This window comes from Gordonia hydrophobica NBRC 16057 (assembly GCF_001592365.1).
GTDB lineage: Bacteria > Actinomycetota > Actinomycetes > Mycobacteriales > Mycobacteriaceae > Gordonia > Gordonia hydrophobica.
On sequence record NZ_BCWU01000012.1, the window covers coordinates 92,109 to 117,250 of the forward strand.

At 67.6% G+C, this 25,142-nt stretch carries 24 protein-coding genes; 12 read left to right on the forward strand and 12 right to left on the reverse strand.

The genetic code is table 11. From position 1 onward, the window contains the following. Positions 1-47 precede the first annotated feature (47 nt). Positions 48-911, reverse strand: coding sequence for a TetR-type transcription factor C-terminal domain-containing protein (locus tag GH2_RS17835; protein WP_066171191.1), 864 nt, complete (start codon positions 909-911; stop codon positions 48-50). A 103-nt stretch (positions 912-1,014) separates the two neighbouring features. Between GH2_RS17835 and GH2_RS17840 the strand changes: the two genes are divergently transcribed. After that, positions 1,015-2,661: a class I adenylate-forming enzyme family protein gene (locus tag GH2_RS17840; RefSeq protein ID WP_066171343.1), complete on the forward strand. Its 1,647-nt coding sequence runs from the start codon at positions 1,015-1,017 to the stop codon at positions 2,659-2,661. Between the two features lie 743 nt (positions 2,662-3,404). Here GH2_RS17840 and GH2_RS17845 read toward each other — a convergent pair. The 3 genes from GH2_RS17845 to GH2_RS17855 are packed head-to-tail and all read right to left on the reverse strand — an operon-like array spanning position 3,405 to position 4,779. Beyond that, on the reverse strand, positions 3,405-3,809 hold the full coding sequence (locus GH2_RS17845; RefSeq protein WP_066171194.1) for a hypothetical protein: 405 nt from the start codon (positions 3,807-3,809) through the stop codon (positions 3,405-3,407). 28 nt (positions 3,810-3,837) lie between these two features. Continuing rightward, the gene (locus GH2_RS17850) at positions 3,838-4,374 is read right to left on the reverse strand and encodes a flavin reductase family protein (RefSeq protein WP_066171197.1); all 537 of its coding nucleotides are present in this window, start codon (positions 4,372-4,374) and stop codon (positions 3,838-3,840) included. A 9-nt stretch (positions 4,375-4,383) separates the two neighbouring features. Further along, a complete protein-coding gene (locus tag GH2_RS17855; protein ID WP_066171345.1) occupies positions 4,384-4,779 on the reverse strand; it encodes a nuclear transport factor 2 family protein in 396 nt (131 codons plus the stop codon). A 281-nt stretch (positions 4,780-5,060) separates the two neighbouring features. Between GH2_RS17855 and GH2_RS17860 the strand changes: the two genes are divergently transcribed. Further along, positions 5,061-7,697, forward strand: a complete 2,637-nt coding sequence (locus GH2_RS17860; protein ID WP_066171200.1) for a LuxR C-terminal-related transcriptional regulator — start codon at positions 5,061-5,063, stop codon at positions 7,695-7,697. Between the two features lie 78 nt (positions 7,698-7,775). On the opposite strand, the gene GH2_RS17865 is transcribed toward GH2_RS17860, so the two are convergent. After that, a complete protein-coding gene (locus tag GH2_RS17865) occupies positions 7,776-8,612 on the reverse strand; it encodes a mycofactocin-coupled SDR family oxidoreductase (RefSeq protein ID WP_066171203.1) in 837 nt (278 codons plus the stop codon). A gap of 54 nt (positions 8,613-8,666) precedes the next feature. Next, a complete protein-coding gene (locus GH2_RS17870) occupies positions 8,667-9,854 on the reverse strand; it encodes an acyl-CoA dehydrogenase family protein (RefSeq protein WP_066171206.1) in 1,188 nt (395 codons plus the stop codon). Positions 9,855-10,057: 203 nt separating this feature from the next. Between GH2_RS17870 and GH2_RS17875 the strand changes: the two genes are divergently transcribed. Both GH2_RS17875 and recQ read left to right on the forward strand, forming a co-directional pair. Beyond that, positions 10,058-10,351, forward strand: coding sequence for a hypothetical protein (locus GH2_RS17875; protein ID WP_066171209.1), 294 nt, complete (start codon positions 10,058-10,060; stop codon positions 10,349-10,351). Positions 10,352-10,358: 7 nt separating this feature from the next. Further along, on the forward strand, positions 10,359-12,191 hold the full coding sequence (gene recQ, locus GH2_RS17880; protein WP_244885423.1) for a DNA helicase RecQ: 1,833 nt from the start codon (positions 10,359-10,361) through the stop codon (positions 12,189-12,191). Between the two features lie 86 nt (positions 12,192-12,277). Here the strand turns inward: recQ and GH2_RS17885 are convergent, their stop codons facing one another. Continuing rightward, positions 12,278-13,174, reverse strand: coding sequence for an endonuclease domain-containing protein (locus GH2_RS17885; RefSeq protein WP_066171218.1), 897 nt, complete (start codon positions 13,172-13,174; stop codon positions 12,278-12,280). A 272-nt stretch (positions 13,175-13,446) separates the two neighbouring features. Here GH2_RS17885 and GH2_RS17890 point away from each other — a divergent pair, with 272 nt between their 5' ends. Beyond that, positions 13,447-13,947 carry a DUF4395 domain-containing protein gene (locus tag GH2_RS17890; RefSeq protein ID WP_066171348.1) on the forward strand — a complete coding sequence of 167 codons (501 nt, stop codon included), beginning with the start codon at positions 13,447-13,449 and terminating at the stop codon, positions 13,945-13,947. Between the two features lie 16 nt (positions 13,948-13,963). On the opposite strand, the gene GH2_RS17895 is transcribed toward GH2_RS17890, so the two are convergent. The 5 genes from GH2_RS17895 to GH2_RS17915 all read right to left on the reverse strand — a co-directional run bounded on the left by GH2_RS17895 (position 13,964) and on the right by GH2_RS17915 (position 18,206). Next, entirely contained in the window at positions 13,964-14,917 is a 954-nt protein-coding gene (locus GH2_RS17895) for a Ppx/GppA phosphatase family protein (protein WP_066171220.1), read from the reverse strand. Continuing rightward, the gene (locus tag GH2_RS17900) at positions 14,914-15,447 is read right to left on the reverse strand and encodes a DUF501 domain-containing protein (protein ID WP_066171223.1); all 534 of its coding nucleotides are present in this window, start codon (positions 15,445-15,447) and stop codon (positions 14,914-14,916) included. Before GH2_RS17900 ends, GH2_RS17895 begins: the two co-directional genes overlap by 4 nt. Continuing rightward, the gene (locus GH2_RS21420) at positions 15,448-16,119 is read right to left on the reverse strand and encodes an FtsB family cell division protein (protein WP_084247607.1); all 672 of its coding nucleotides are present in this window, start codon (positions 16,117-16,119) and stop codon (positions 15,448-15,450) included. 13 nt (positions 16,120-16,132) lie between these two features. Then, entirely contained in the window at positions 16,133-17,416 is a 1,284-nt protein-coding gene (gene eno / locus GH2_RS17910) for a phosphopyruvate hydratase (protein ID WP_066171226.1), read from the reverse strand. A 73-nt stretch (positions 17,417-17,489) separates the two neighbouring features. Continuing rightward, positions 17,490-18,206 (reverse strand): lytic transglycosylase domain-containing protein, encoded by a 717-nt coding sequence (locus GH2_RS17915; RefSeq protein WP_066171229.1) that lies wholly within the window; start codon positions 18,204-18,206, stop codon positions 17,490-17,492. 266 nt (positions 18,207-18,472) lie between these two features. On the opposite strand from GH2_RS17915, the gene efeU reads away from it, so the two are divergent. From efeU to GH2_RS17950, 7 genes are all read left to right on the forward strand, one after another. Next, entirely contained in the window at positions 18,473-19,366 is an 894-nt protein-coding gene (gene efeU, locus GH2_RS17920) for an iron uptake transporter permease EfeU (protein WP_066171232.1), read from the forward strand. Between the two features lie 38 nt (positions 19,367-19,404). Further along, positions 19,405-20,622 carry an iron uptake system protein EfeO gene (gene efeO, locus GH2_RS17925; RefSeq protein ID WP_066171235.1) on the forward strand — a complete coding sequence of 406 codons (1,218 nt, stop codon included), beginning with the start codon at positions 19,405-19,407 and terminating at the stop codon, positions 20,620-20,622. Positions 20,623-20,649: 27 nt separating this feature from the next. After that, positions 20,650-21,978 (forward strand): iron uptake transporter deferrochelatase/peroxidase subunit, encoded by a 1,329-nt coding sequence (gene efeB, locus GH2_RS17930; RefSeq protein WP_066171354.1) that lies wholly within the window; start codon positions 20,650-20,652, stop codon positions 21,976-21,978. A 145-nt stretch (positions 21,979-22,123) separates the two neighbouring features. Next, the gene (locus tag GH2_RS17935; protein ID WP_066171238.1) at positions 22,124-23,026 is read left to right on the forward strand and encodes an ABC transporter substrate-binding protein; all 903 of its coding nucleotides are present in this window, start codon (positions 22,124-22,126) and stop codon (positions 23,024-23,026) included. 11 nt (positions 23,027-23,037) lie between these two features. Continuing rightward, the gene (locus GH2_RS17940) at positions 23,038-23,997 is read left to right on the forward strand and encodes an alpha/beta hydrolase family protein (protein ID WP_066171241.1); all 960 of its coding nucleotides are present in this window, start codon (positions 23,038-23,040) and stop codon (positions 23,995-23,997) included. Positions 23,998-24,049: 52 nt separating this feature from the next. Continuing rightward, positions 24,050-24,466, forward strand: a complete 417-nt coding sequence (locus GH2_RS17945; RefSeq protein ID WP_066171244.1) for a TIGR02611 family protein — start codon at positions 24,050-24,052, stop codon at positions 24,464-24,466. A gap of 53 nt (positions 24,467-24,519) precedes the next feature. Continuing rightward, complete coding sequence (locus GH2_RS17950) at positions 24,520-25,113, forward strand: hypothetical protein (RefSeq protein ID WP_066171247.1); 594 nt, start codon at positions 24,520-24,522, stop codon at positions 25,111-25,113. The last annotated feature ends 29 nt before the right edge of the window (positions 25,114-25,142 follow it).

Genomic DNA, 25,142 nt, shown 5'->3' on the forward strand with positions numbered 1-25,142 from the left:
AGATAAGTCAAGATACAAAGCTCACCGCATCCATCGGATTAGAAATACTAATTTGCGCCGACCAGCCTGGTCGCGAAGCCGACGCACTCGCTCGCCACCCCTTCCGGCGTCAAGCGGCCGCCCGGATGCCACCACGTCGGCAACGCCGTGCACATGGACACCACGACGCGGCCGGCGTCGCGTTCGTTGGCGACGCGGAAGACGCCGCCGCGACTGCCCTCCGCGATCACCTCGTCGACCACTTCTTGCTGAGCCGTGCGTCGCGCCGCGACCGACCTTCGATTCTCCGGTTCCAGGGCACGCACTTCACTGACGCCGATGAAGCCCAGTTCACGACGATGCGTGTGATAGAGCGCGAGGTTCTCGACGAGGCACCGGAAGCGGTCGACGGGCCCCTCGCACTCGGCCAGCACAGCGCGGGTTCGCCACTCGAGATCGGTCATCGTCGCATCGAGAATTCGGACCAGGATGGCCTGCTTGCTCGCGAAGTGCGTGTAGATCCCCGGCACCGAGACGCCGCTGCGAGCAGAGATCCGGCGCATCGTTGTGCCGTGATAGCCGACGTCGAGGAACTCGGCGAGTGCCGCATCGACAATGGGATCGAACGGCATCGGCAGATACTCGCGCCAATCGCGCGTCGTCGACTCGCCGATCGGCACTCCGGCCGCGCGGGGGTGCGACGCAGGCAGGTCGCCGGCGAGGATCGACGCCGCCGGGATGGCCAATTCCCGCGCCACCTGCTCCAGCCGGACCACGGTCAACTGCGCTTTGTCGTTCTCGAGTTGACTGACGGTCGCGGGACTGACGCCGATCCGAGTCGCGAGGTCCCGAACCTTGAGCCCGCGCGAGAGACGAGCGCGGCGCAGCCGCTCTCCGACCGAGGTGTCCACCATCCGCAGAACGCCGTCCATCTGTTTAGCTTATCTAATAGTGGTTGACACCGATGCGTATTCAATGTCACCTTCTAGGAAACCGAGCGATCGCTCGGCACTTGATTGTGTGGAGGCCGATTCGATGACCGCGTACGACGACCGCGTGTGGCTCACGCAGTACCCGCCAGACCGGCAGACGCTGCGACCCACCGACACCGCAGTCCGCACGGTGCTGGACGCGTTCGCCGACGTCGTCGCGGCCCGGGCCGACCAACCGGCCATCCACTACTTCGACACCACTCTGACCGCCGCCGACCTGGACCGGCTCAGTGACGCGTTCGCGGTGGCGCTCGTCGACCGCGGCTTCGCCGTCGGGGACCGCGCCGTGCTGTACCTGCAGAACGTTCCCCAGTACGTCATCGCCCAACTCGGCATCTGGAAGGCGGGCGGCATCGTCGTCTCGGCCAATCCGATGTACCGCGACCGCGAGTTGGCCGAGATCGTCGCCGACTCCGGCGCCACCGTGCTCGTGACCCTCGAGTCACTGCATCGCGACGTCGCCGCATCCGTCGCCGCCTCGCACAGCATCGACACCGTCATCACCACGTCCGAACTCGAATATCGCGATGCGTCGAGCGGTCCCCGCAACACCGGCGAGCAGCTCGACATGACGACGATGATCGCCGCCGCCGACGGCCGCCGACCGGACCGTGCCCGGCCGAATCCCGACGACGTCGCGGTTCTCACGTACACCTCCGGAACCACGGGCCCGCCCAAGGGCGCCATGACCACGCACGCGAACCTGCTGTTCAGCGCCTGCGTCTACCGTGACTGGATCGGCATCGACGCCTCCGACGTGATCGGAGGCATCGCTCCGCTGTTCCACGTCACCGGGATCGTCGGACACGTGGGGCTGTCGCTGGTGACCGGAGCCCCGCTGGTCCTGACCCATCGATTCGACGCGGACGACACCGTCCGGGCGATCGCTCGACACGGAGTGACGTTCACGGTCGGCTCCATCACCGTCTTCATCGCGCTGCTCAATGCCGCCGAGTCCTCACGCGAGAAACTCGCGTCGCTGACGAAGATCTATTCGGGCGGAGCTCCCATTCCCCCGGCCACGCTCACCGCGTTCCAGGACGCCTTCGGCCATCGAATCCACAACATCTACGGACTCACCGAGACCACGTCGCCCGCGATCGCCGTCCCGTTCGGCACCACCGCGCCGAACGATCCCGCATCGGGCACCACCGCCGTCGGCGTCCCGGTCTTCGACACCGTGGTCCGCGTGATCGGCGCCGACGGCGCGGACCTGCCCGTCGGCGAGGCGGGCGAGATCGTGATCGCCGGACCGCAGATCGTCGCAGGCTATTGGAACAAGCCGGATGCGACGACGGCCGCGCTGACCGCGGCGGGACTGCGCACCGGCGACGTCGGGTTCATGAACCGCGACGGCTGGTTCTTCCTCGTCGACCGGATGAAGGATCAGATCAACGCCAGCGGTTTCAAGGTGTGGCCGCGCGAGGTGGAGGACGTGCTCTACGAGCATCCCGCGGTGCGGGAGGCCGCGGTGGTCGGCGTCCCCGACGACTACCGCGGCGAGACCGTCCGCGCCTTCGTGAGCCTGCGGCCGGGACTGGAGACCAATGCCGAGGAGCTCATCGCCTTCGCGAAGGAACGCCTGGCCGCCTACAAGGCGCCGCGCGACGTCCTTGTCCTCGACGACATTCCGAAGACCGCGAGCGGCAAACTGCTCCGCCGCGCGCTGCGCGACGAGCCGATTGATTGACTCCCGCGCCGATCGAGTGCCCCACGCTGATCGAGTGCCTCCTGCGAGCGCAGCGACCCCCACGCCTCCCACGCCCCCACGCCGATCGACCCCGGCGACCACACCACCCCACGCCCTCCCACGCTGATCGAATGTCACCTGCGATCGCAGCGGACCCCTACGCTGATCGAGTGCCACCTGCGAGCACAGCCACCCCCACGCCGATCGAGTAGCCGCCTGCGAGCGCAGCGAGCAAGTGGCGTATCGAGATCGCCGCACCTACCCAAACCGATTTCCGCGTCGTACCGACCACAGCACAGCAGCAGACGGCGGCGGCCTGCACCACTTATCGTCGAGCCGCACCAGTTGTGGTTCCGGCACTCGGTCGCGACCGAGTGCGCGAACCAGAAATGGTGCGGCTCGACGACAAGTGGTGCGTTACCGCCGCCTGCTGTCACCTCACGACATCGAGTTGGCCGAAGTCGGCACGACGCAGAATGCCGTATTCCGTGACCTGAGTCGGGTCACGGAATACGGCATTGGCGTTCTGCAGTTTGGTGCCTGCTTCGGGTGCGGGCGATCTCGATACGCCACTTGCTCGCTGCGCTCGCAGGTGGCTACTCGATCAGCGTGGGGGCGTGTGCTCGTCGACGCTCGCAGGTGGCTACTCGATCAGCGTGGGGAGGTGCGTGCGTGGGTGGCACTCGATCAGCGTGGTCGCTGCGCTCGCAGGTGGCACTCGATCAGCGTGGGGCGTCGCCCCGCTACGACCCCGCCAGGTATGTCACGGAGATCGGAACGCCGTGACTGCGCAGGTCGTCGGAGATCTCGGCGAAGAAGCCCGCGGCGGGCACTGCCGCATCGCCGAAGTCCAGGTCGACGCCCGCGGCGATGTCGAGCGCGACGATGTCGGCGACGAAACTCGCGATAGACCGCGGACGGCCCAGCACCGCGATCCCCGAGAGTCCTTCTGCTGCACGCGGTTCGTCGATCACGCGCACGTGGAGCACCGACGCGCTCGGTCCGCCGCCGCGTCCCGCCAAGGCGGCCTGCAGCGAAACATAGCGTCGCTCCACCAGCGACGGCGGCGTCGTCCGTCGATCGACGACGAGCCTCACCCGGCAGGCGGATTCGCTCGGGGCCGCGGTCTCGGCCAGTACTGCGGTCATGTCGTACTCCTCAAACTCGGTGGATCGGTCACAGTCCGCGCAGCACCGGGAACGTGCTGCGATGGAAGACGAGGGGCGCGGTGTCCTGCGCGTGCCCGACCGCATGCACGCGCAGGATGACGACCGTGTGGTCACCGGCCTCGACCTCGGATTCGATGGTGCAGTCCAGCCAACTCATCGCGTCGCCGATGAACAGCGCGCCGCCGTCGGCGGCATGCGTGCGGACGCCGTCGAAACGGTCGCCCGCACCGGCCAGCCGTCGGCACAGGTCGCTCTGGTCCTCACCGAGCACCGACAGTCCCAGATGCGGCGATCGGCGCAGGGCGGGCCAGGTGGTCGACTCCTTGCGGACCGAGAACAGCACCATCGGCGGGTCGTACGAGACGCCGACGCTCACCGAGGTCGCGACCAACCCGTGGGCGCCGTCCTCGTCGACGGAGCACAGGGCCACGACGGCCGCGGGGAAGCCGTTGAACACCGCTCGGATCTGCTCCGATCCGGCGCCGGCCGGCATCAGCGCGTCGACGTCGGCGCCGAATCTGCGTTCCATCACGTCAGCAGTCATGACGCCGCCTCAGGCCGCGATGCCGACGGTGGCCCAGAACTTCTCGAACGAGGACGGCACCAGGTCGCCGCCCCGCGTCACCACGCCGTCGACGAAGCGGTGCGTCATCACCATCGTGATGTCGAGTTCCTCGCTGCCCAGGCGGCGGTAGGCCCGCACCTTGGCGACGACGAGCTCGTCGTCGATCACCTCGCAGTCGACCACTTCGTTGCGCGACTCGTCGAGCTTGGCCAGCACGCCGAAGGCCTCGAGGAACTCCCCCTTGCTGTAGAGCCGGAGCGAGCCGTCCAAGGTGAAGCCCGCCCAGGTCATGTCGTCGGAGTAGAGCGCGACCAGCGGGCCGGGGTCACCGGCGTCGGCGGCGGCGAAGGCCGCCTTGAGTGCGTCGGCGTTGTGCTGAGACATGTGCATTCCCTTCGATGAAGTGCGGCGCGAAGCCCGTACCTCAACTGTGTTCGATCTCACGCCGACCGAGAACCGTCCAACCACGTGGTCGCCCACGGCACCGGTCGCCACCACCTCTGCCGGACCGTTCACGCTGGTCACAGGTCTCATACCCAGGAAAGCCGCCCGCTTTCCGGGGCACCTTCCACACCGGAATGACACATCTTGACCACCCGGGTTGATGGACACCACACCGGTTGTCGATAGTGATTCACATCATTGTCGACCGCTGGGAGCCGCGAATGAACGCCGACGAGTGGGCCGAGATCCATCGTTGTCGAGCACAAGGCGAGTCCATCTCCGGAATCGCAGGCCGCCTCCGGATGTCTCGGAACACGGTCAAGCGAGCACTCGCAACCACCGAGCCGCCCAACGATCATCGCCGCCTGAAGGGCTCGGCGACCGACGCCGTCGAAGACCAGATCCGCGAGTTGCTGATCGAGCAGCCGTCGATCTCGATCGCCGAGATCGGCCGGATCATCGGGTGGGACCGATCCCGCACCCTGCTGTCACGCCGCGTGAACGCACTGCGCGTCGACGACACCGCGGCAGGCGGGACTCCCACCGCCGGCCGAGCCACCATTCCCCGCCCGGCGACGAGTTTCGTCGGTCGGCTCGACGAGATCCGCGACCTGCGGCGGCTGCTCGGCGAGCATCGACTGGTGTCGATCGTCGGCTCGGGCGGCATGGGCAAGACCCGGCTGGCGGTCGAAGCGGCCGAGGAGTTCCGTCGCGCCTTCCCCGAAGGGGTGCGCTTCGTCGAGTTCTCCGGACTCCGCAGCGAGAGCCTGCTGGCCCAGACCGTCTGCGACGCACTGGGATTGGATGTCAGCGAAACCCAGGGCACATCGCTCGATGACTTGATCGTCGACCACCTGCACTCCCGCCGGATGCTGCTGGTTCTCGACAACTGCGAGCATCTCGTCGAAGAGATCGCGACGCTGGTCGACCGCCTGGTCGAGGAGACCGCCAATCTGCGCATCCTGATCACCTCGCGCGAGTACCTGGCCGTGCCCGGCGAGTACGTCTTCCATCTGTCTCCCCTGCCGACCGGCGAGCACGACTCGGTGGGCGCCGCCGTCGAACTGTTCACCCAGCGCGCCACCGCGACCGTCGACGGATTCGAGCTCACGGATGCGAATCTGGCCTTTGTCCAACGGATCTGCCGACGGCTCGACGGCCTGCCCCTGGCCATCGAACTGGCCTGCACGCGGCTGAGTGTGCTGTCGGTGCGCGACCTCGCCGATCTCCTCGACCGGCACCTGTCGATGCTGACCGTCGGCTCGCGTCGTCGGACGTCGCGCCACCGCAGCCTGGAGGCGACGATCGACTGGAGTTTCGATCTGTGCTCCGCCGACGAACGCCTGCTCTGGTCGCGCGTGTCGGTCTTCGTCGGCGGCTTCGATCTCGCGACCGCCGTCGAGGTCTGCGGCGACGACTCGTTGGACGACGCCGCGATCATGGAGGCGCTCTCCGGACTGGTCGCGAAATCGGTGATCTCCCGGTTCGAGCACGGCGGCAGCGGCGCACACGTGCGATTCCGGATGCTCGAATCGATCAGGGCGTACGGGTGGGGCAAAGCCGAGAAGGCCGAGCGCGATGCGATGACCGCGCGGCTGCTGGATTGGAGCGCGAGGGCGATCGTCGAGTCCGCCGACAGCTGGTACGGCCCGGAGCAGCTCGCCACGATCACGGTGGTCCAAGACAATCGTGGGAATGTGCGGGCGGCGCTCGAATCGGCGATGTCGGCTCCCGACGACGTCGCCCTCACGACCACGGCCACCGCGGCCTTGAGCCGCGCCACGTTCCTGTGGGCGTGCGGTGTCTCCGCGCGTGAGCATCGGATGTGGCTCACCAAGGCCCTCGACCTGCCGCACGCGCCGGCCGCACACAAGGCCCGGATGTTCGGCGTGCTCGCGCTGCTGCAGACCCTGCAGGGCGATCGCGAGTCGGCGGACTTCGCGCTGCAACGCGCCCGCGAGCTCGCCGCCCGCGAACACGATGCGGAGACTGCGGCGTTTGCGACGCACACCGCCGGGCTGCGCGACTTCTTCGCGGGCGATTTCGACGCCGCACGCATCAACCTCGACGCCGCCGAGTCCGCCTATCGGTCGATCGGCGCGCCGGCGGCCCTGCACGCGACCCTCGCCGTTCATCGCGGCATGCTGCTGTCCGCGACGCTCGAGGTGGATGCGGCGGAGGCGACCTTCGCCGCGGTGTACGACGACACCGAGGCCGTCGGCGAGCTGTGGTTCCACTCGTATGCGACGTACGGTCTCGGGCTGGTCGCGCTGCTCCGCGGCGATCCGTCGTCCGCGGCGACGATGGCCGACCAAGCGCTGCGCGGGCACCGAGCCTTCGGCGACACCATCGGCATGACGCTGATGTCGGACCTGCTGGGCTGGGCTCTCGCCGAAGACGGTTCCAGTGAACGCGCCGCGGTGATCCTCGGCGCCGCGACCGCGATGTGGGCGTCCGTCGGTCGTCAGCTGTACGGCTCGGATCACTGGAACAGCTTGCGCGCCAGCGCGATCGAGACCGCCCGCAGAGATCTCGGCGACACTGCCTTCGAACGCGCCTGGGACCGCGGCCGCGCGATGTCGCAGACCGAACTGCTCGCGTGCCTCTTCGACGCCGAACCCGACGACGAGCCGTGTCCGCCGAAGGTCACGCAGCGCCGCCTCGGCACCGTCGACGATCTCTCCGAGCGAGAACGAGAGGTGGCCGAGATGGTGGCGGAGGGGCTCACCAACAAGCAGATCGCCGAGCGTCTGGTGTTGTCGCACCGCACCGTCGAAGGGCACGTCGAGCACATTCTGAGCAAGCTCCACATCGGTCGACGCAGCATGGTCGCCGCGGTGCTCGACACCGTGGACTGATCGCCTCGAGGAGACGACGAGGGCCGCCCCGACCTGTGTCGAGCACAGTTCGGGGCGGCCCGGATCGGGGTGGCGGACTCACACCTTCGACATCGCTCCGGCATCCACCGGCAGCGCGATTCCGGTGACGTACCGGGATGCGTCCGAAGCCAACCAGAGCACCGCGTTCGAGATGTCGCTCGGCTCCAGCCACGGCGTCGGAAGCACGTTCATGCCGCTCTGGCAGGCCTCCCGGAAGTCGTCGTGCGTCGGACTCTCCAGGTCGGGCCGGAACAGCCGATACATCGCCTCGTGATCGATCATGTCGGTCAGCACCGACGTCGGATGGATCGAGTTGCAGCGGATCCGATGGGCGCCCAACTCGTTCGACGCGGTCCGCGCCAGCCCGGTGACACCGTGCTTGGCTGCGACGTAGTGCGCGAAGTTCGGGAAGCCCTGCAAGCCGCCGGTGGAGCTGATCAAGATGATCGACCCGCCCTCCCCCTGGTCGATCAAGTGGGGGACGGTGGCGCGCATCGTCTTCCACACACCGCTGAGATTGATGTCGATCATCTCGTCCCACTGGTGTTCGGTCAGCTCGTGCAGGGGCGCCGAGGAGAAGATCCCCGCGTTGGCGACGACGATGTCGAGCCGACCGAGTTCGGCGATGCCCGCGGCGACGGCCTTCTCCATCGCGCCGAGGTCGCGGACGTCGGCCACCGCTGTCACCGCGCGCTGCCCCGCCTTCTCCACGTACCGCGCGGTCTCGTCCAGCTCTTCGACGGTGCTGCCGCGGTACTCCGTGGTGTCGACCTTCGCGCAGAGGTCGATCGCGATGATGTCGGCGCCCTCTTCAGCGAGCCGAATCGCATGCGAGCGTCCCTGACCGCGCGCCGCGCCGGTCACCAGTGCCACCTTGTTGTCCAGTTGTCCCATCGTCACGTCCTTCTTCTCGTCGTTCGTGTGGTTCGTCGTGGGTCGGCGCGGGCGTCAGCGCGCGCGTCGGTAGGCGGGCAGGATGTCGGCGGCCGCTTCCGCGATCGTCATCCGGTCGATCAACGCGTGCTGGGTGGCGACGGCCGCGTCGCGCACGCACCGGCCGAGCGCGCTGGGGTTCCGGACCGTCGCGCTGCCGGCCCAGCGGTGCGCGAACATCACCACGTCGCCTGCCACCTCCTGCGCCCAGGTCGCTGTCTGCCGCATCCGGGCGCGCTGCTCGGCGGTGATGGTCTCGCCGCGTGCCGCCGTCGCCTCGGCGTCGCCGTACACCTCGTAGACGTATGCCTGTGCGGCGCGGAAAAGCGCCTCGCGTCGGCCGAACTCCAGACGGAAGACATCGGAGTCGCCGACCACGCCGTCGTATCCCGGCCGGACCTTGGTCTCCAGAATCCCGGCGATCTCCTGCAGCGCGCGCTCGGCGAGTCCCAGCGCGACGGGTGCGTGCCCGCCGACGCCGATGCCCAACAGTCCCAGTTCGTAGACCGGTTCCGGCTGGGTGGGGGTGGTGGAGAACGTCTTCATGGTGAACCGGTCGGCGGCGAAGCAGTCCGCCACCTGGTAGTCGTACGATCCGGTCCCGACCATGCCCATCACGTCCCAGTTGCCCAGGAACTCGACCTGGTCGCGCGGGACGAAGGCGATCCGGCAGTCCGGTTGCCCGTCGTCGTCGATGACGGGCTCACCGTTCTCGTCGTGGACGACGAAGCCCACACCGATCCACGAGGCGTGGGCGGAGCCGCTCGCGAACTGGAACCGGCCGTCGATGCGGAAGCCGCCGTCCACACGGACGCCACGCCCGGTCGGAACGATCATGCCCGCGGTGATGCCCTTCAGTTCGCCGCCGAAGATCTCTTCGGCGCCGACCGGATCCATGAAGCCGACCGCGACTCCGGTGCTGCACGCATTGGCCATGAACGCCCACCCGGTGGACCCGTCGGCGCGGGAGATCTCCTGAATGATCTTGAACGTGGTGACGATGTCGAGTCCGGCGCCGCCGTACTGTTTCGGGACCAGTGCCCAGAACAGACCGGCCTCCGAGAGCGCCTCGAACACCGGCGTCGTGATGGTCGCCGCCTCCTCGATCGCATTCGCCTCGGCCTCGATGACCGTCGCGGCGGTCCGAGCGCGGTCGAGGTAGGTGTCGGCGTCGACTGCCGCCGGATTGTCGAGAATGGTCATGGTGCTGCCCCTTTCAAGGCCGAACTCACTGTGGGTGACACAGACCACACTGTCGGGTTTCGATTCGATCGTCAGCGGGGTGACTACGTGATCCACTACGTGATCACTCGACGGGTGGGGTTCACGGTGCGCGCGCGCCGTCGCCGGGCGGCCCCGCTTACCATGGGACTCGGCAGTCGGCATCGATCTTGGAGGGACGAGCAGTGGTCGGACGGGCAGAGCGCAACAAGGACTTGATCCAGGACGTCGTGGAGAACACCGCGCACCGGGTCGGGAACATCGCCTCGATCATCACCGCTGCGGTGGCCGACGTCGCCCGCGAGATCGGCGACCTGGTCACGGACGGTTTCGAGATGCGCGAGGCCGCGAAAGCCGCCCGCCGCGACTCGGCGCCCACGCCGCACCCCAAGTCGCAGCCGGTGGAGCAGGATTCGCTCAACGGCTACGACAGCGACGACGCCGACGAGACCGATGACGCTGACTCCGAGGACGACTGATCGCGGCGTGTCAGACCAGTACGAGGTCCTCCGCAACGTCTTCGGCTACGACGACTTCCGCGGCGACCAGGACCAGATCGTCTCCCATGTCATCGGCGGTGGCGACGCCGTCGTCCTGATGCCGACCGGCGGCGGAAAGAGCCTCTGCTACCAGGTGCCTGCGCTGGTGCGCGAGGGCTGCGCCGTGGTGGTGTCGCCACTGATCGCGCTGATGGCCGACCAGGTCGGGGCGTTGCAGCAGCTCGGCGTTCGCGCCGCATACCTGAACTCGACGCAGTTCCCGGAGGATCGCGCCGAGGTGGAGCGCGCGTACCTCGCCGGCGAACTGGACCTCATCTACATCGCCCCGGAACGACTCAGCCAGCGCGGCACCCGCGAGTTCCTCGCGCGCGGCAGACTCGCGCTGATCGCGATCGACGAGGCGCACTGTGTGTCCCAGTGGGGCCACGACTTCCGACCCGATTACCTCGCACTCGGCGAGCTCGCCGAGATCTGGCCCGACGTCCCGCGGATCGCGCTCACCGCGACGGCCACGCGTCGGACCCACGAGGAGCTGACGTCGCGGCTGCACCTGGAGAACGCCCGCCACTTCGTCTCCAGCTTCGACCGCCCCAACATCACCTACCGCATCGAACCCAAGGCCAGCGCCAACAAGCAGCTGCTGGACTTCATCCGCACCGAGGGCGTCGTCGACGGCGAGCCCGCGACTGGCATCGTCTACGCGCTGAGCCGCAAGAGCGTCGAGAAGATCGCCGAGTTCCTGGCAGCGAACGGTGTCAACGCGGTCCCGTACCACGCAGGGCTGGATCGACGCGTCCGCGAGGACACGCTGCACCGCTTTCTCCGTGAGGACGGGATCGTGGTGGTCGCGACCATCGCGTTCGGCATGGGCATCGACAAACCCGACGTCCGGTTCGTCGCGCACATCGATCTCCCGAAGAGCATCGAGGGCTACTACCAGGAGACCGGTCGTGCCGGCCGCGACGGGCTGCCGTCGGTGGCGTGGATGGCGTACGGGCTGGCCGACGTGATGAATCAGCGACGACTGATCGACCAGTCCGACGGCGACGCCGCTCACCGCCGCGTCCAATCCCAACTGCTCGACGCGATGCTCGCCCTGTGTGAGACGCCGACCTGCCGCAGGCAGCAGCTGCTCGGCTACTTCGACCAGCAGATCGAGCCGTGCGGCAACTGCGACACGTGTCTGGCGCCGCCCGCCACCTGGGACGGCACCGTGCCCGCGCAGAAACTGCTGTCGACCGTCTTCCGTCTGGACCGCGAGTTCAACCGGTCGGCCTACGGCGCCGGACATCTCATCGACATCCTGCTCGGCGCCGACAACGCCCGCATCCAGCAGCAGGGACATACTCGACTGAGCACCTACGGGATCGGCACCGAACTCGACGGCAGCGGCTGGCGCAGCGTGGTACGACAGCTGGTGGCGCTCGGGATCATCGTCCCGCACGGCGACTACGGCGTCCTCCGACTGACAGAGAAGGCCGCCCCGGTTCTCCGCGGCGAGCAGACTGTGATGCTGCGCGAAGACGTCAAGGCCACCCCTCGCGTCCGCAAAGCGTCGCGGCCGGTGTCGGCCGCACCGGATCTGTCCGACGAGGATCGGAACCTGTTCGAGGTGCTGCGCCGGTGGCGCGCCGGGGTCGCGAAAGAGGCGGGCGCCCCCGCGTTCACGGTGTTCAGCAACAAGACGCTCGAGGAGATCGCCGCCGTCAAACCGTCGAGCCGCGACGAGCTTCTCGGCGTCTCCGGCATCGGTCAGGCCAAACTCGACAACTACGGCGACCAGGTTCTGGAGATCCTCGCCGAGTTCGAGTCGGCTTAGCGACGACTATCGCTACAATCTGCTCCCTGAGCGGCCTCCGCCGGCAATGTTCCAGCGGAGGCCGCTCACCGTGCAGATCTTAGGCGTCAACATCCCCAGTCCTCGTTCGACGGCACGCTTCCACCGGTCAGCGACTGCCGTACTGATCGTTCCACCAGGGCGCGCTTCCTGACCGAGCGGGCGCGATGCCGTTCCGCCCTGGTGATCTCGCGGATGTCCGCGAGCACACCCTCCCAGTCGTAGATGATGTCGTCGTAGGTCAGTCGGAGCTTCAACCATCCCGCCACCATCGCGCGTCTGTCTCGGTGATGGTCGCGCTCGTAGTCTTCCTTGCTTGCGTGATAGAGCATGCTGTCGCACTCGATCAGCAACACCCCGATCCGCAGATCGACGCGACCGACCCCGTCCACCTGCGGTTGGACCACCACGTTGTATCCCACCGCCCGCAGCCGAAGACGAGCGATGCTCTCGGTCCCCGACTGCGAGAGCCGCTCGGTCCGGCCGAGCCGGTCCGTCACCGTCGGCCCCGCGCCGTCGAGTTCCTGCGCGAGATCCCCGAGACTCTTGCCCGTCGCGTTCATATATGAGTCGCAGACGGCGATCCACTCCTCCGCGCTCAGGCACCGCGCGGCGCAGCTGAGTGCGACGGCGATGGAGTCCACCGCACGATCGGCAGTGGTCAGATACCCCTGCAGTGGCCGACACGCGCGGTTCTTCCCACGCATGCTCCTGCTTCGCCGCATGTGCAGTCGATCCTTATGCCCCGGCGGGATCCACAACTCGTGGAAGGCCAGGGCGTCGACGCAGGTCAGGACGCCGCCGTCGCGAACTGCTGCCATCGCGGTCTCGTCGGCGTTCGGGGTGGCGAACCATCCGATGCGGAGGCGAATGAGCGAACCGGCCCGGACCGCCTTTCGGATCGAATGGTCGTCGTATCCCATCGCCAGCAGCTGGGCCCGCGGATAAATTCCTGCATCCTTCATAGTGATTGGACGCGCGCGGCCACAGTTCGGTTCCGAGACGCGCCGATGCTCCCAAGATCTGTCGTGTGGGCGGCCTCCGCAGGCAATGTTCCAGCGGAGGGCTCTGAGAAGACAGATCCTGGCGGCACTCGACCACCGTGGGGCATCCGCGCATTCTGATCAGCGTGAGGCAAACCCTAGGCGCGCCCGCAGCGGGGACTTAGGGTGAATCGTCATCGCTAGGAGGAGTATCCGTGACCAACTCTGACGTCTTCACCCAGGTCGACTCGTCGATCGCAGTCGAAGAGACCCCGTCGTGGCATCGCGGCCTGCTCGACTTCCCGAACCCGGTCAACGATTACGCCGCCCGCTCCACCGCCGGACTGGTGATCGTGCTGGCCGCGGTCTCGATCGTCGTCGACCAGCCGTGGCTGTACGGGATCCTGGCGCTCGGGTTCGCGCTGCGGGTGGCGGGCGGTCCCCGGTACTCGCCGTTCGGTCGCCTGGCAGTCCACGTGATCGTGCCGCAGGTCTGGAAGAAGGAGAAGACGGTCCCCGGACCGCCGAAGCGCTTCGCCCAGACCATCGGCCTGGTGTTCTCCGGAACGGCGTTCGTGCTCTCGCTGTTCGGGCTGGGTCTGGCCGCGCAGATCGTCGTCGGCGCGCTCATCGCCGCCGCGTTCCTGGAGTTCGCGTTCGGCCTCTGCCTCGGCTGCATCGGCTTCGGCCTGCTCCAGCGCGCAGGCGTCATCCCCGACAGCGTCTGCGAGAGCTGCAACAACTTCGGACGGTGAGGCCAGCCCTGGCCGATCAGGCCAGGCCCAGGGCGATTCCGTCGAGGATGTCGTGCTCGGAGACCACCATCTCAGTGATGGCTGCGCGGTCGGCGAACTGACGGCCCAGCTCGCGGGTCACCAGCGCGCCGCCGCCGATCACGTCAGCGCGACCGGGATGCATCGGGCCCAGCGCCAGTCGCTCGTCCCGCGTCATCGCGACGATCCTCCCGCACAGCACGTGCAGGTCGGCGAGGGAGATCCGGGAATGGTGGATCACCTCGGGGTCGTACGCGGCCAGTCCGGCGTGGACGGCGGCGAACGTGGTCAGGGTGCCTGCGACGCCGACCCAGGTGCGCGCGGCGGACACGTCGACCGCGGCGAAGGCCTTCGCCAACTCCTCGGCGGCGATCAGCGCGGCACGGGCCTGCTCGTCGAGCGTCGGCGGGTCGGACGGCAACGCCCGCTCGGTGAGCCGGACGCAGCCGATGTCGGCGGAGTACGCCCCCGCCACCACCGCTTCGCCGCCGACCACCGATCCGACGACCACCTCGGTGCTGCCGCCGCCGAGGTCGGTGACGACGAACGGTCCGTCGGCCGGGTCGAGTCCGCCCACGGCGCCGCGGAACGACAGCCTCGCCTCCTCGTCGCCGGTGATGACCTCCGCGACGGCTCCCGCCTGCACCTTCCCGAGCAGCTCGGCGGTCATGGCGAAGAACTCGTCACGGTTGCTCGCATCGCGGGTCGCGGACGTCGCGACCATCCGCACACGCTCCACCCCCGCGGCCAGCATCCGCTCCACATAGCCGGTCAGTGCGACGCGGACGCGTTCGATCGCTTCGTCGGCGAACTGTCCGGTCGCGTCGACGCCCTGCCCCAGTCGCACCACCTTCATGTCGCGTTCGACGTCGGTCAGGACGCCGGCGTCGACGTCGGCGATCAGCAGTCTGATCGAGTTGGTGCCGCAGTCCACGGCCGCGACGCGCGTCATGCGTCCGCCTCCGCGTCGACGGGATGCGCAGGCAGCGCGGGCCAGTCGCCGGGGACGGCGATGCCGCGCAGCTTCTCCACGTCGGCCAGCAGCGCGACGGCCTCGTCCCCGAGCGGGTTCACCCCCGGTCCTTTGGCGAGCGAATGCGCCACCAGCACGTGCAAGCACTTCACCCGGTCGGGCATGCCGCCGCCGGCGAAGTCGGTGCCGAGCGATTCGATCGCGTCGCGCTCGGCCAGGTAGCTCTCGTAGGCGGCGCGGTATCCGGCGGCCAGTGCAGCGTCGTCGGCCAGACGCGCCTGCATCTCGCGCATCACGCCGCCGGACTCCAGCCGACTGCACGCACCTGTGAGCCGCTGATCGGTCAGGTAGTACAGCGTGGGGAACGGCGTCCCGTCGGGCAGCCGCGGCGCGGTCTTGACCACGGCGGGTTGCCCGTCCGGCGTCCGATAACTGATCTCGAGCACGCCCCGCGGCTCACGTCCCAACTGCTTCGCGACCGCCTGCAGGTCGGCTTCGGTGATGCTCACTTACCCTCGGGTCTCCGGCGGTGTCGACACCGCATTCATCAGGTTCTCGTACCAGGGCGTCGCCTTGCGTTTGCGCTCCTGGGCTTGCGCGGCTTCGCGCTCTTCGCGCGACGGGTTGATGATCACGACGGCTTTATCGCCCTTCATGACCATCTGCAGCCGTTTGCGCGCCTCCGCCTCGATGTAGGCGGGGTCGCTCTGCTGCGCGAGGCGGCTCTTGTACTCGGCCGTCTCCCGCTTCAACTCGGCGTTCGCCTGCTGCAGATTGTGGAACTCGTTGCGCTGGGCGATGTACGTCCGCACCGGCACCGCGAGGGTCAGCATCAGGAAGACGGCGAGACCGATCGCGATCCCGATGGTGGTGACGCTGACTCCACGACGCTGCGCGAACAGCGCGAGCCGAGACGGTGCGGCGGGCAGATCGCCGGACGGGTGTCCGTTGGGTCGGTCGGTCGGTCGACGTCTCCGGGCGCCGACGTGCGACGCCGAGGCGACGCCGGCATCGGGGCTCTGCGTCGTCTGCTCGGCGCGCGCAGATGATGCGGAGCGAGACCGAGTGCGCCGCGGATCGGGACGTGATCGCCGGGACGCACTGGTCCGACGATCACCCCGACTCCGCGAACTCCGACGCCGGGAAGCCCCCGCGTCGCCCTCGGTCTCGCCCACACCCATACGTACTAGCTAATCACGCACCGAACGAGAAACGCGGGAAGGCCAGGTCACCGGCGTAGCGCGCGGCGTCGCCGAGGCCCTCTTCGATGCGGAGCAGCTGGTTGTACTTGGCGACGCGCTCGGAGCGAGCGGGTGCACCGGTCTTGATCTGGCCCGAGGCGCACGCGACGGCCAGATCGGCGATGGTGGTGTCCTCGGTCTCGCCGGAACGGTGGCTCATCATCGTCTTGTAGCCGCTGTTGTGGGCCAGTGCGACGGCGTCGAGGGTCTCGGTCAGGGTGCCGATCTGGTTGACCTTGACCAGCAGCGCGTTGGCGATTCCCTTGCTGATGCCCTCTTCCAGGCGCTCCGGGTTGGTGACGAACAGGTCGTCGCCGACCAGCTGCACCTTGTCGCCGACGGCCTCGGTCAGTCCCGCCCAGCCGGTCCAGTCGTCCTCACCGAGTCCGTCCTCGATGGACACGATCGGGTAATCGGCGACGAGCTTCTCGTAGAACTTGATCATGTCGTCGGCCGAATGCGGCTTGCCCTGGAACTGGTAGGCGCCGTCGGTGAAGAACTCGGTCGACGCCGCGTCGAGGGCGATCACGATGTCGCTGCCGAACTTGTAACCGGCGTTCTCGACGGCCTTGGCGATGACGTCGATGGCGGCCTGCGTGTTGGGCAGGTCGGGGGCGAAGCCGCCCTCGTCGCCGAGCGCGGTGCTCATGCCCTGCTTGTGGAGCTCCGACTTCAGCGAGTGGTACACCTCGGCGCCCCAGCGGAGCGACTCGGCGAATGTCGACGCACCGGTCGGCGCGATCATGAACTCCTGGAAGTCGATGCCGTTGTCGGCGTGCGCGCCACCGTTGATGATGTTCATCATCGGGACCGGCAGGATGTGCGCGTTCGGGCCGCCGACGTAGCGGAACAGCGGCAGTCCGGCCGACTCCGCGGCCGCCTTCGAGACGGCGAGCGAGACGCCCAACAGCGCGTTGGCGCCCAGGCGCGACTTGTCGGGGGTGCCGTCGAGATCAACCAGGGTCTGGTCGACGACGCGCTGGTCGTCGGCCTCGATGCCGATGACCTCGGGGGCGATGTCGCCCAGGACTGCCTCGACAGCCTTCTTGACGCCCTTGCCGAGGTAGCGGTCACCGCCATCGCGCAGTTCGACGGCCTCGTGCTCACCGGTCGATGCGCCCGAAGGCACGGCAGCCCGCGAGAACGTTCCGTCGTCCAGGACCACCTCGACCTCGACGGTCGGGTTGCCGCGGGAGTCGAGGATCTCGCGCGCGCCTACCTGCTCGATAATTGCCACTTGTCAGCCCCAATTCGGTTCGTCGGGTCGACGGAAGCTCCGCCGACGAGTACCGCTCCAGGATAAACGCAGATCAGTAGCGAATGTTCACGGAGTACGCGTTGGCGTAGTTGCGCACGTCGAGCACGTACGCGGTGTGATTGTTGTACGCGTGGACGGCCTTCTCCCAGCCCTCCGGCGTCGTCATGTCGCCGCCCGAATACACGCACAGGTAACGGGCGGCCGAGAGCGCGGCGTCGTCGATGTTGTCGGGGTCGGCCACGCCGTCGCCGTTGGCGTCGACGCCGTACCGCTGCCAGGTCTCGGGGATGAACTGGAACGGCCCCATAGCGCGGTCGTAGGTCTTGTCGCCGTCGAGCTTGCCGCCGTCGGTGTCGCGGATGACGCGGTTGCCGTTGGTGCCGTCGAGCGCGGGTCCGCGGATCTCGGGGCTCACGTCGCCGTTCGGCGCGACACTCGCTCCGTGATAGCGACCGTGCTTGGTCTCGCGGGCAGCGATGCCCGCGAGCGTGGTCCAGCCGATGCCGCATTCGGGATGCTGCTGGCGCTGGATCTCGGCGGCGTTGCCGTAGGCCTCGAGTGAGGTGAGCGGAATGCCGGTGGCGTCGGAGATCGGCGTGGCCCACTCGCGCATCGTGTCGGCAGTCCGGCCGGGCGCGTTGATGTCGATGTACGGCTGCTGCGTGCCGACGCCGGGCGGGAGACCGTCAGGGATGTCCGGTCGGTCCCAGGGCATCTGCATGCTGCACGACGCGACGGTCACTGTCGCGACTGCGGCGATGGGTGCCATCAACCACCGGCGACGACGAATCGTCGAACTCACTGCGCGCGTCCCCCTTCTCCTTATTGTCTTTCTTGCGCCGCATCACTGCGGACGCCACGGCCCGCGGCCGCAAGACAGCGTCCCACACCCTCTGCTCAACTCCGAAAACGCCGCGCGAGTTCCCGAGGATCCACTGTGACCGATCAGATGAGGCAGCCCTCACACCCGCTGCGTTATTCTTTTCCGGTCAGTTATGGGTTGGCTCACCAACCCTTGCGCCGGGAAGGAGTCCGATGACGGCATTCATCGCCCAAGGAGGGCCCTCAGTAGTCACCCAGATGGTCGGCAGCGGGCTGATCGGTGTCCGCGAGGGCCTCGAGGCGGGAATCGTCGTCATGGTACTCATCGCCTTCGCCGTGAAGTCGGACCGGCGCGACTCGCTCAAGTGGATCTGGCTCGGCGTGCTCGCCGCGCTGGCCATGATGATCACCGCGTTCCTCATCATACAGTTCGGCTCGTCGACCATCACCAGCCTGGGTGCGGAGTTGATCGCGGGCATCGCGTCGCTGGTCGCGGTCGGGATCGTCACGTTCATGGTGCTGTGGATGCGGAAGGCGTCCGCACACATCGCGGGTGATCTGAAGGCCGGGCTCAGCACGGCGATGACCGCAGGCGCCGGCGCCGTGTTCGGCCTGGCGTTCCTCGCCGTCGGACGCGAGGGCTTCGAGACCGCACTGTTGATGGTCGGATACGCCGAGAGCGTCTCCGGCGGCGTGTGGCCGCTGGTCGGTCTGCTGCTCGGGATGCTGGTCGCCGTCGTTTTGACCTGGTTGCTCTACAAGGGCGCCATCCGGATCAACTTCAGCAAGTTCTTCCTGTACACCGGACTGTTCCTCATCGTCGTCGCCGCGGGCATCCTCGCCTACGGTGTCCGGGCACTGCAGGTGTACGGCTGGCTCCCCGGGTTGGACGCCATCGCGTTCGACATCTCGTCCTGGTACGACCACGGCGCCTGGTACGGCGTGATCCTCGCCGGCATCTTCAACTTCCGGCCGGAGCCCACGGTGCTCCAGGTGATCGCATGGGTCGGCTACGTGCTCATCGTCGGCGGACTGTTCATCGCGCGCGGGCGCTCGGTGACTGCCAAACCCACGCCCGCGACCCCGGCGCTCAACACCGCCGACTGACGTCCTTCTCTTCGCGAAGGAACCCCGAAAGGAACCTCATGGCCAAGCTCTCCCCTGTTCTGCGCAGCGCCGTCGTCCTCGGCGTCGTGGCCGCCACCCCGCTCGCGCTCGCCGCCTGTGAAGCCAAATCCAGCGGCGACGGTGCCATCACCGTCAACTCCACCGACGACGCCTGCGAGTTGTCGAGCACCGATCTGCAGACCGGCAAGGTGGACTTCGAGATCACCAACGGCGGCGGCAAGGTCACCGAGTTCTACGTGTACGGCAAGAACAACCGCGTTCTCGCCGAGGTGGAGAACATCGGTCCGGGGCTCACCGGCAAGCTGAACGTGGAGATCACCGAGCCGGGCACGTACTCGGTCGCCTGCAAGCCCGGCATGGTCGGCGCCGGCATCCGGCAGGACGTCACCGTGACCGGTGAGACCAAGGAGAAGAGCCAGGCGCCCGCCGACGTCGAGCAGGCCAAGGTCCGCTACCTGGACTACGTCCGGGGTCAGCTGAGCGGCCTCGTCGCGCAGACCGAGACCTTCGCGAACGACGTCAAGAGCGGCGACCTCGACAAGGCACGCAGCCAGTTCGGTCTGGTCCGCACGTTCTACGAGCGCATCGAGCCGGTCGCCGAGTCGTTCCCCGACCTCGATCCGAAGATCGACATGCGGTGGGACGACACCGAGGACGGCAAGACCGACTTCACCGGCTTCCACCGCATCGAGCGTTTCCTCTTCCCGCCCCAGGCCGACGAGGTGGGTGAGGCCGAGGGCCAGGTGGCGCCGTCGGACGAGAAGGACGCCAAGGTCGCCGACACCAAGGCCAACATCGACAAGATCGCCGATCAGCTGGTCGCCGACGTCAAGTCGCTGCAGACCCAGGTCGACGCCAAGGACTTCGAGTTCGAGACGCAGATGTTCGTCCACGGCGCTCAGGCGTTGATCGACGAGATCGCGAAGACCAAGGTCGGCGGCGAGGAGGATCGCTACAGCCACACCGACCTCTGGGACATCGCCGCCAACATCGACGGATCGCAGACGTTGATCGCCGAGCTGGAGGCCATCATCTCCAGCAAGGACGCGAACCTGATGGAGAAGATCAACACGCAGTTCGCCGACGTCAGCAAGTTCATCGAGCAGTTCCGCGAGGGCGACGGATACGTCTCCTACGACAAGGTGACGACCGATCAGCGCAGGGAGCTCTCGGACAAGGTCGACGCGCTGTCGGCCACCTTGTCGATGGTGCCCGGCATCGTCATGCAGAAGTAGGAGCACGATCTCGTGAACGAACGCGAAGTGGAGCCGACCGGGGCCGAGTCGGGCGCGACCGATTCGGGCGCGACCGACGGCAAGTCCGGCGTCAGTCGTCGTACGGTGCTCGGTGCCGCCGGAATCGGCGTGGTCGCCGGCCTGGCGGGCGGCGGCGCGCTGGGCGCCACCGTCTCGAGCCCCCGAGAAGAGGATGCCGACCAGGTGGTCCCGTTCCGGGGCGATCATCAGGCGGGCATCGTCACGGCGGCTCAGGATCGGCTTCACTTCGCGTCGTTCGACGTCATCACCGACTCGCGCGACGACCTGATCGACATGCTCAAACGGTGGACGGCCGCCGCCGAGCGGATGACCCGGGGCGAGGAGACGCAGGAGGGCGGCGCGCTCGACATGGGCGACTACCACCCGCCCGCCGACACCGGCGAGGCGCTCGGCCTCTCGGCGGCGCACCTGACGCTCACCATCGGATTCGGCCCCGGCTTGTTCGGGCCGAGCGCGGCCAACCCGGACGCGAAAGACCGGTTCGGTCTCGCCCACCGCAAACCGGCGGCGCTCGCCGATCTCCCCGCGTTCGCACAGGAGAAGATCGAACCCTCGCGCTCGTTCGGCGACATCTGCATCCAGGCGTGCGCCGACGACCCGCAGGTCGCCGTGCACGCCATCCGCAACCTGGCGCGGATGGGCGTCGGCGTGGTGTCGGTGCGCTGGTCGCAGTTGGGGTTCGGCCGGACCGCCTCCACGACGCAGGCACAGCAGACGCCGCGCAACATGTTCGGGTTCAAGGACGGCACCGCGAACATCCGCGCCGAGGACACCGACGTCGTCGACAAGTGGGTGTGGGTCGGCGCCGAGGACAATCCGCCCGCCGCCCAGTGGATGACCGGCGGCACCTACCTCGTCGCACGTCGTATCCGAATGGACATCGAGCCGTGGGACCGTGCCAACCTGCTCGAGCAGGAGAACATCATCGGCCGCACCAAGGGCGAGGGCGCCCCGCTGGGCAAGAGCGCGGAGTTCGACGAGCCCGATTTCAAGATCACCTCGTACGGAGCGCCGATCATTCCCGCCACCTCCCATGTGCGGCTGGCGCATCCGGATCAGAACGGCGGTGCGCAGATTCTGCGGCGCGGCTACAACTTCACCGACGGCTCCGACGGCTTCGGCCACCTGGACGCCGGCCTGTTCTTCATCGCGTTCAACCGCGACACCTTCAAACAGTTCGTGCCGATTCAGCACGTGCTGTCCCGCAAGGATGCGATGACCGAGTACCTGATTCCGAACGCCTCGGCCAATTTCGCCGTCCCACCCGGTCTGAAGCCCGGCGAGTGGTGGGGTCAGCGGCTGTTCGAGAAGTAGTCGCGACTCCCCGCTGCGCGTCGACCGACGCCCGCGGTGCCCGGCCATCGAATTTCCGCTTCCAGGTGACGTCGCCGCGGTTGACCGGGATGATGCGTAGGTGACGCTGCGATCGGCAGCGGGCAAACCACAGCAAGGTTGGACGATGCGAATCTCTTTGCGCACCAAACGAATCATTGCCGTCTGCGCCGCCGTCCCACTCGCGTTGGGCGCAGCGGCATGCTCGTCCGGCGACGCTGAGCATCCGTCGTCGAGCTCCGCGTCCGCCGCCACGCCGATCGACGCCGCAGCCCTGCACGCCCAGCTCCCCGAGCGCGTCCGCACTTCGGGCACGCTGATCGTCTCGACGTCGGCGCCGTTCCCGCCGCTGGAGTTCGTCGAGAACGGCAAGCTGGTCGGTTTCGACATCGACGTCGTCACCGCGATCGCTCAGACTCTGGGCGTGAAGGCCGACATCCGTCAGGTGCCGTTCCCCCAACTCATCGCGAGCGTGCAGGACGGTCGGTCCGACCTCGCGGCCCGCGGACTGTTCGATACCAAGCAGCGCGAGGAGCAGGTGGATCTGGTCAGCTACTTCAGCGCGGGCACCCAGTGGACGGCGCAGTCGGCCAAGGACGTCGATCCGGACAGCGCCTGCGGGCTGAAGGTGGGAGCCGAGGTCGACACCACGCAGCTCACACTGGAGCTGCCCGCGAAGAGCACAGCGTGCGAAGCTGTGGGCGAGGAGAAGATCGACATCGTCACGTTCGACTCCGAGACCACTGCGATGGAGGCGCTCACCCGCGGTGAGGTGGACGCCGTGTCCGCCGACTCACCCGTCGCGCTGTACGCGGTGAAGCAGTCCGACGGAAAGCTCAAGACCGTCGACCACGCTTTCGACACCCAGCCGTACAGCTTTCCCGTCGCCAAGGATTCGCCGCTCGGGCCGGTCCTGAAACAGGTGGTCCAGCATCTCATCGACACCGGCGAGATCGACACCATCGCCGATCGGTGGGGCCTCACCAGCGGTCTGATCCAGACCTCCGTCATCAACGCCGCGATCGACTGACCGGAGTAGACATGCGCAACAAGTTCATCGCGACGCTGGTCGCCGCCGCGCTCGTCGTGCTGGCCGGATGCTCGTCGGACACCCACGACGACGAGGCCGCCGCGACGGCCGCCGACCCGGGCAAGGCCCGCGACGACTTCGCGAAAGTCGACGCGTCCACCAAGATCGACGCGACACGCTATCTGTACCCGACCGCCACCGACTCCCGCGACGACAACCAGAACTGGGCCGATCTCTTCGTCCCGTCCGGCGAGCACCAGGACGGTTCGGTCCCGCTGGTGGTGCTGATTCACGGCGGTGCGTGGAAGTCGGAGATCGGCGCCGACGTGTTCGTGACGTTTGCTCGGCGACTCGCCGAGCGCGGCCTCGCCGTCTACAACCTCGAGTACCGGCGCGTCGGGGCGGGCGGCGGCTGGCCCACCACCTTCTCCGACGTCGCCGCGGCGCTCGACTTCATCCCGAACGTCAAGAAGGCCAACCCGGAGCTCAACATCGACAACGTCGTCGTCGCCGGGCATTCGGCGGGCGGTCAGCTCGCCATGTGGTCGGGTACCCGCCACGATCTGGAGAACAACGAGGTCGGCGCCAAGCCGAAGTTCAGTCCCGAGCATGTGATCTCCCTGGCCGGGCCGCTCGACATGCGGGTCGCCGTCACGATGGGCGATATGAACATCGTCACCGCGCTCGACGGCACGCCCGCCCAGGTGCCCGAGCGGTACAAAATGGTCGATCCGATTCAGAACATCGATCCCGACATCCCGACGATCGCGATGAACGGCGACAAGGACCGGATCGTGCCTGCGATCCTCAGCCAGAACTACGTCGCCGCAGCGAAGCGGCTCGGCGCCACGTCGTCGTTCGTGATGATCCCCGGAGGCAATCACGTCTCCATCGTCGACGTGAACAACCCGCAGTTCATGACCGTGCTGGAGACCATCAACCGCGCGGCGCAGAAGGCGGCGAATCGGTAGACGCCACCCGGTCGACGCCGACCCTTCGCCGCTGTCTGGCAAACTCGACGACGTGCCTACCTCGCTGGATCGCTTCAAGGGAATCGGTGCCGCCTACAAACGGATGCGGCACGAGTCGCGGTACGGCTGGGTGCTTCGCTACGTCACGATCGTCGTCGGGTTCCTGGTCACCGCCGTCGGCATCGTCGCCATCCCTTATCCGGGGCCCGGTTGGGCGATCGTCTTCCTCGGCCTGCTGATCCTGTCTCAGGAACTCGAGTGGGCGGCCAAGTTGCGTCATCGAATCATGCGGCTGCTCAACGACTTCTACTCGAAATACATTGACGGAAACCGCCTCGCGCAAGCCATCCTCGGCATCGGCACCTGCGCCATCGTCCTCGTGACGTTGTGGCTCACCGGCGCACTGAACATGGCGCAGGGCTGGGTTGGGCTCGACTACGACTGGCTGAAGTCACCGCTGTTCGGTTAGGTTCGGCGATCCACCCGAATGAGGGCGTCGCAGGTAGGGCGTACGCTTCGCGTGTGACCGAAGGACAGCAGCAGCCGCAGTGGGGCGTACCCAATCAGCAACCTCAGTGGGGTGCGCCCAACCAGCAGCCTCCGCAGCACCAACCGGCGCCTCCCCCGCCGTCGCAGTGGCAGCAGCAGCCGCCGCAAGGACCGCCGCCCGGGTATCCGCAGCAGTATCCTCCGCAGTCGGCGGGCTACGGGCAGCAGCCGTACGGCCAGCCTCACCCGCAGCAGGCTCCCGCGCCGCAGTGGCAGCAGCAGCCCGCTCAGTTCCAGCATGGCCAGCCGCAGTTCGGTCAGCGTCCGCCGTCGCCGCTCGGCACCGGATCGCTCCTGAACATCCACACCGGGTTCTTCCCTCTGGCGTTCATCCTGTTCCTCACCGGGCCGCTGATCGTGATCGACGGCATCGAGGTGGGCCGCAACTGGGGCAACCAGGCGATCGAACTCGCTCCCGGCGTCCACACGATCCACATCCACACGCGATACCTGTGGGCCATCGGCAAAGCCGACCAGCAGTTCCAGATCGCGCCCGGGCAGCAGCTCAACGCCAGCTACGAGACTCCGTTCTGGGCCTTCTCAGCGGGGAGGATCGACTTCCGCTGAAAGGTTCCGCCGCACTGCGGCGGAATTCC

Excerpts from the sequence above, each read along its gene's own strand:
- GH2_RS17835 (WP_066171191.1), bottom strand. The coding sequence starts at position 911 with ATGGACGGCGTTCTGCGGATGGTGGACACCTCGGTCGGAGAGCGGCTG.
- GH2_RS17840 (WP_066171343.1), top strand. The coding sequence starts at position 1,015 with ATGACCGCGTACGACGACCGCGTGTGGCTCACGCAGTACCCGCCAGAC.
- GH2_RS17845 (WP_066171194.1), bottom strand. The coding sequence starts at position 3,809 with ATGACCGCAGTACTGGCCGAGACCGCGGCCCCGAGCGAATCCGCCTGC.
- GH2_RS17850 (WP_066171197.1), bottom strand. The coding sequence starts at position 4,374 with ATGACTGCTGACGTGATGGAACGCAGATTCGGCGCCGACGTCGACGCG.
- GH2_RS17855 (WP_066171345.1), bottom strand. The coding sequence starts at position 4,779 with ATGTCTCAGCACAACGCCGACGCACTCAAGGCGGCCTTCGCCGCCGCC.
- GH2_RS17860 (WP_066171200.1), top strand. The coding sequence starts at position 5,061 with ATGAACGCCGACGAGTGGGCCGAGATCCATCGTTGTCGAGCACAAGGC.
- GH2_RS17865 (WP_066171203.1), bottom strand. The coding sequence starts at position 8,612 with ATGGGACAACTGGACAACAAGGTGGCACTGGTGACCGGCGCGGCGCGC.
- GH2_RS17870 (WP_066171206.1), bottom strand. The coding sequence starts at position 9,854 with ATGACCATTCTCGACAATCCGGCGGCAGTCGACGCCGACACCTACCTC.
- GH2_RS17885 (WP_066171218.1), bottom strand. The coding sequence starts at position 13,174 with ATGAAGGATGCAGGAATTTATCCGCGGGCCCAGCTGCTGGCGATGGGA.
- GH2_RS17895 (WP_066171220.1), bottom strand. The coding sequence starts at position 14,917 with ATGACGCGCGTCGCGGCCGTGGACTGCGGCACCAACTCGATCAGACTG.
- GH2_RS21420 (WP_084247607.1), bottom strand. The coding sequence starts at position 16,119 with ATGGGTGTGGGCGAGACCGAGGGCGACGCGGGGGCTTCCCGGCGTCGG.
- GH2_RS17915 (WP_066171229.1), bottom strand. The coding sequence starts at position 18,206 with ATGGCACCCATCGCCGCAGTCGCGACAGTGACCGTCGCGTCGTGCAGC.
- efeU (WP_066171232.1), top strand. The coding sequence starts at position 18,473 with ATGACGGCATTCATCGCCCAAGGAGGGCCCTCAGTAGTCACCCAGATG.
- efeO (WP_066171235.1), top strand. The coding sequence starts at position 19,405 with ATGGCCAAGCTCTCCCCTGTTCTGCGCAGCGCCGTCGTCCTCGGCGTC.
- GH2_RS17935 (WP_066171238.1), top strand. The coding sequence starts at position 22,124 with ATGCGAATCTCTTTGCGCACCAAACGAATCATTGCCGTCTGCGCCGCC.
- GH2_RS17940 (WP_066171241.1), top strand. The coding sequence starts at position 23,038 with ATGCGCAACAAGTTCATCGCGACGCTGGTCGCCGCCGCGCTCGTCGTG.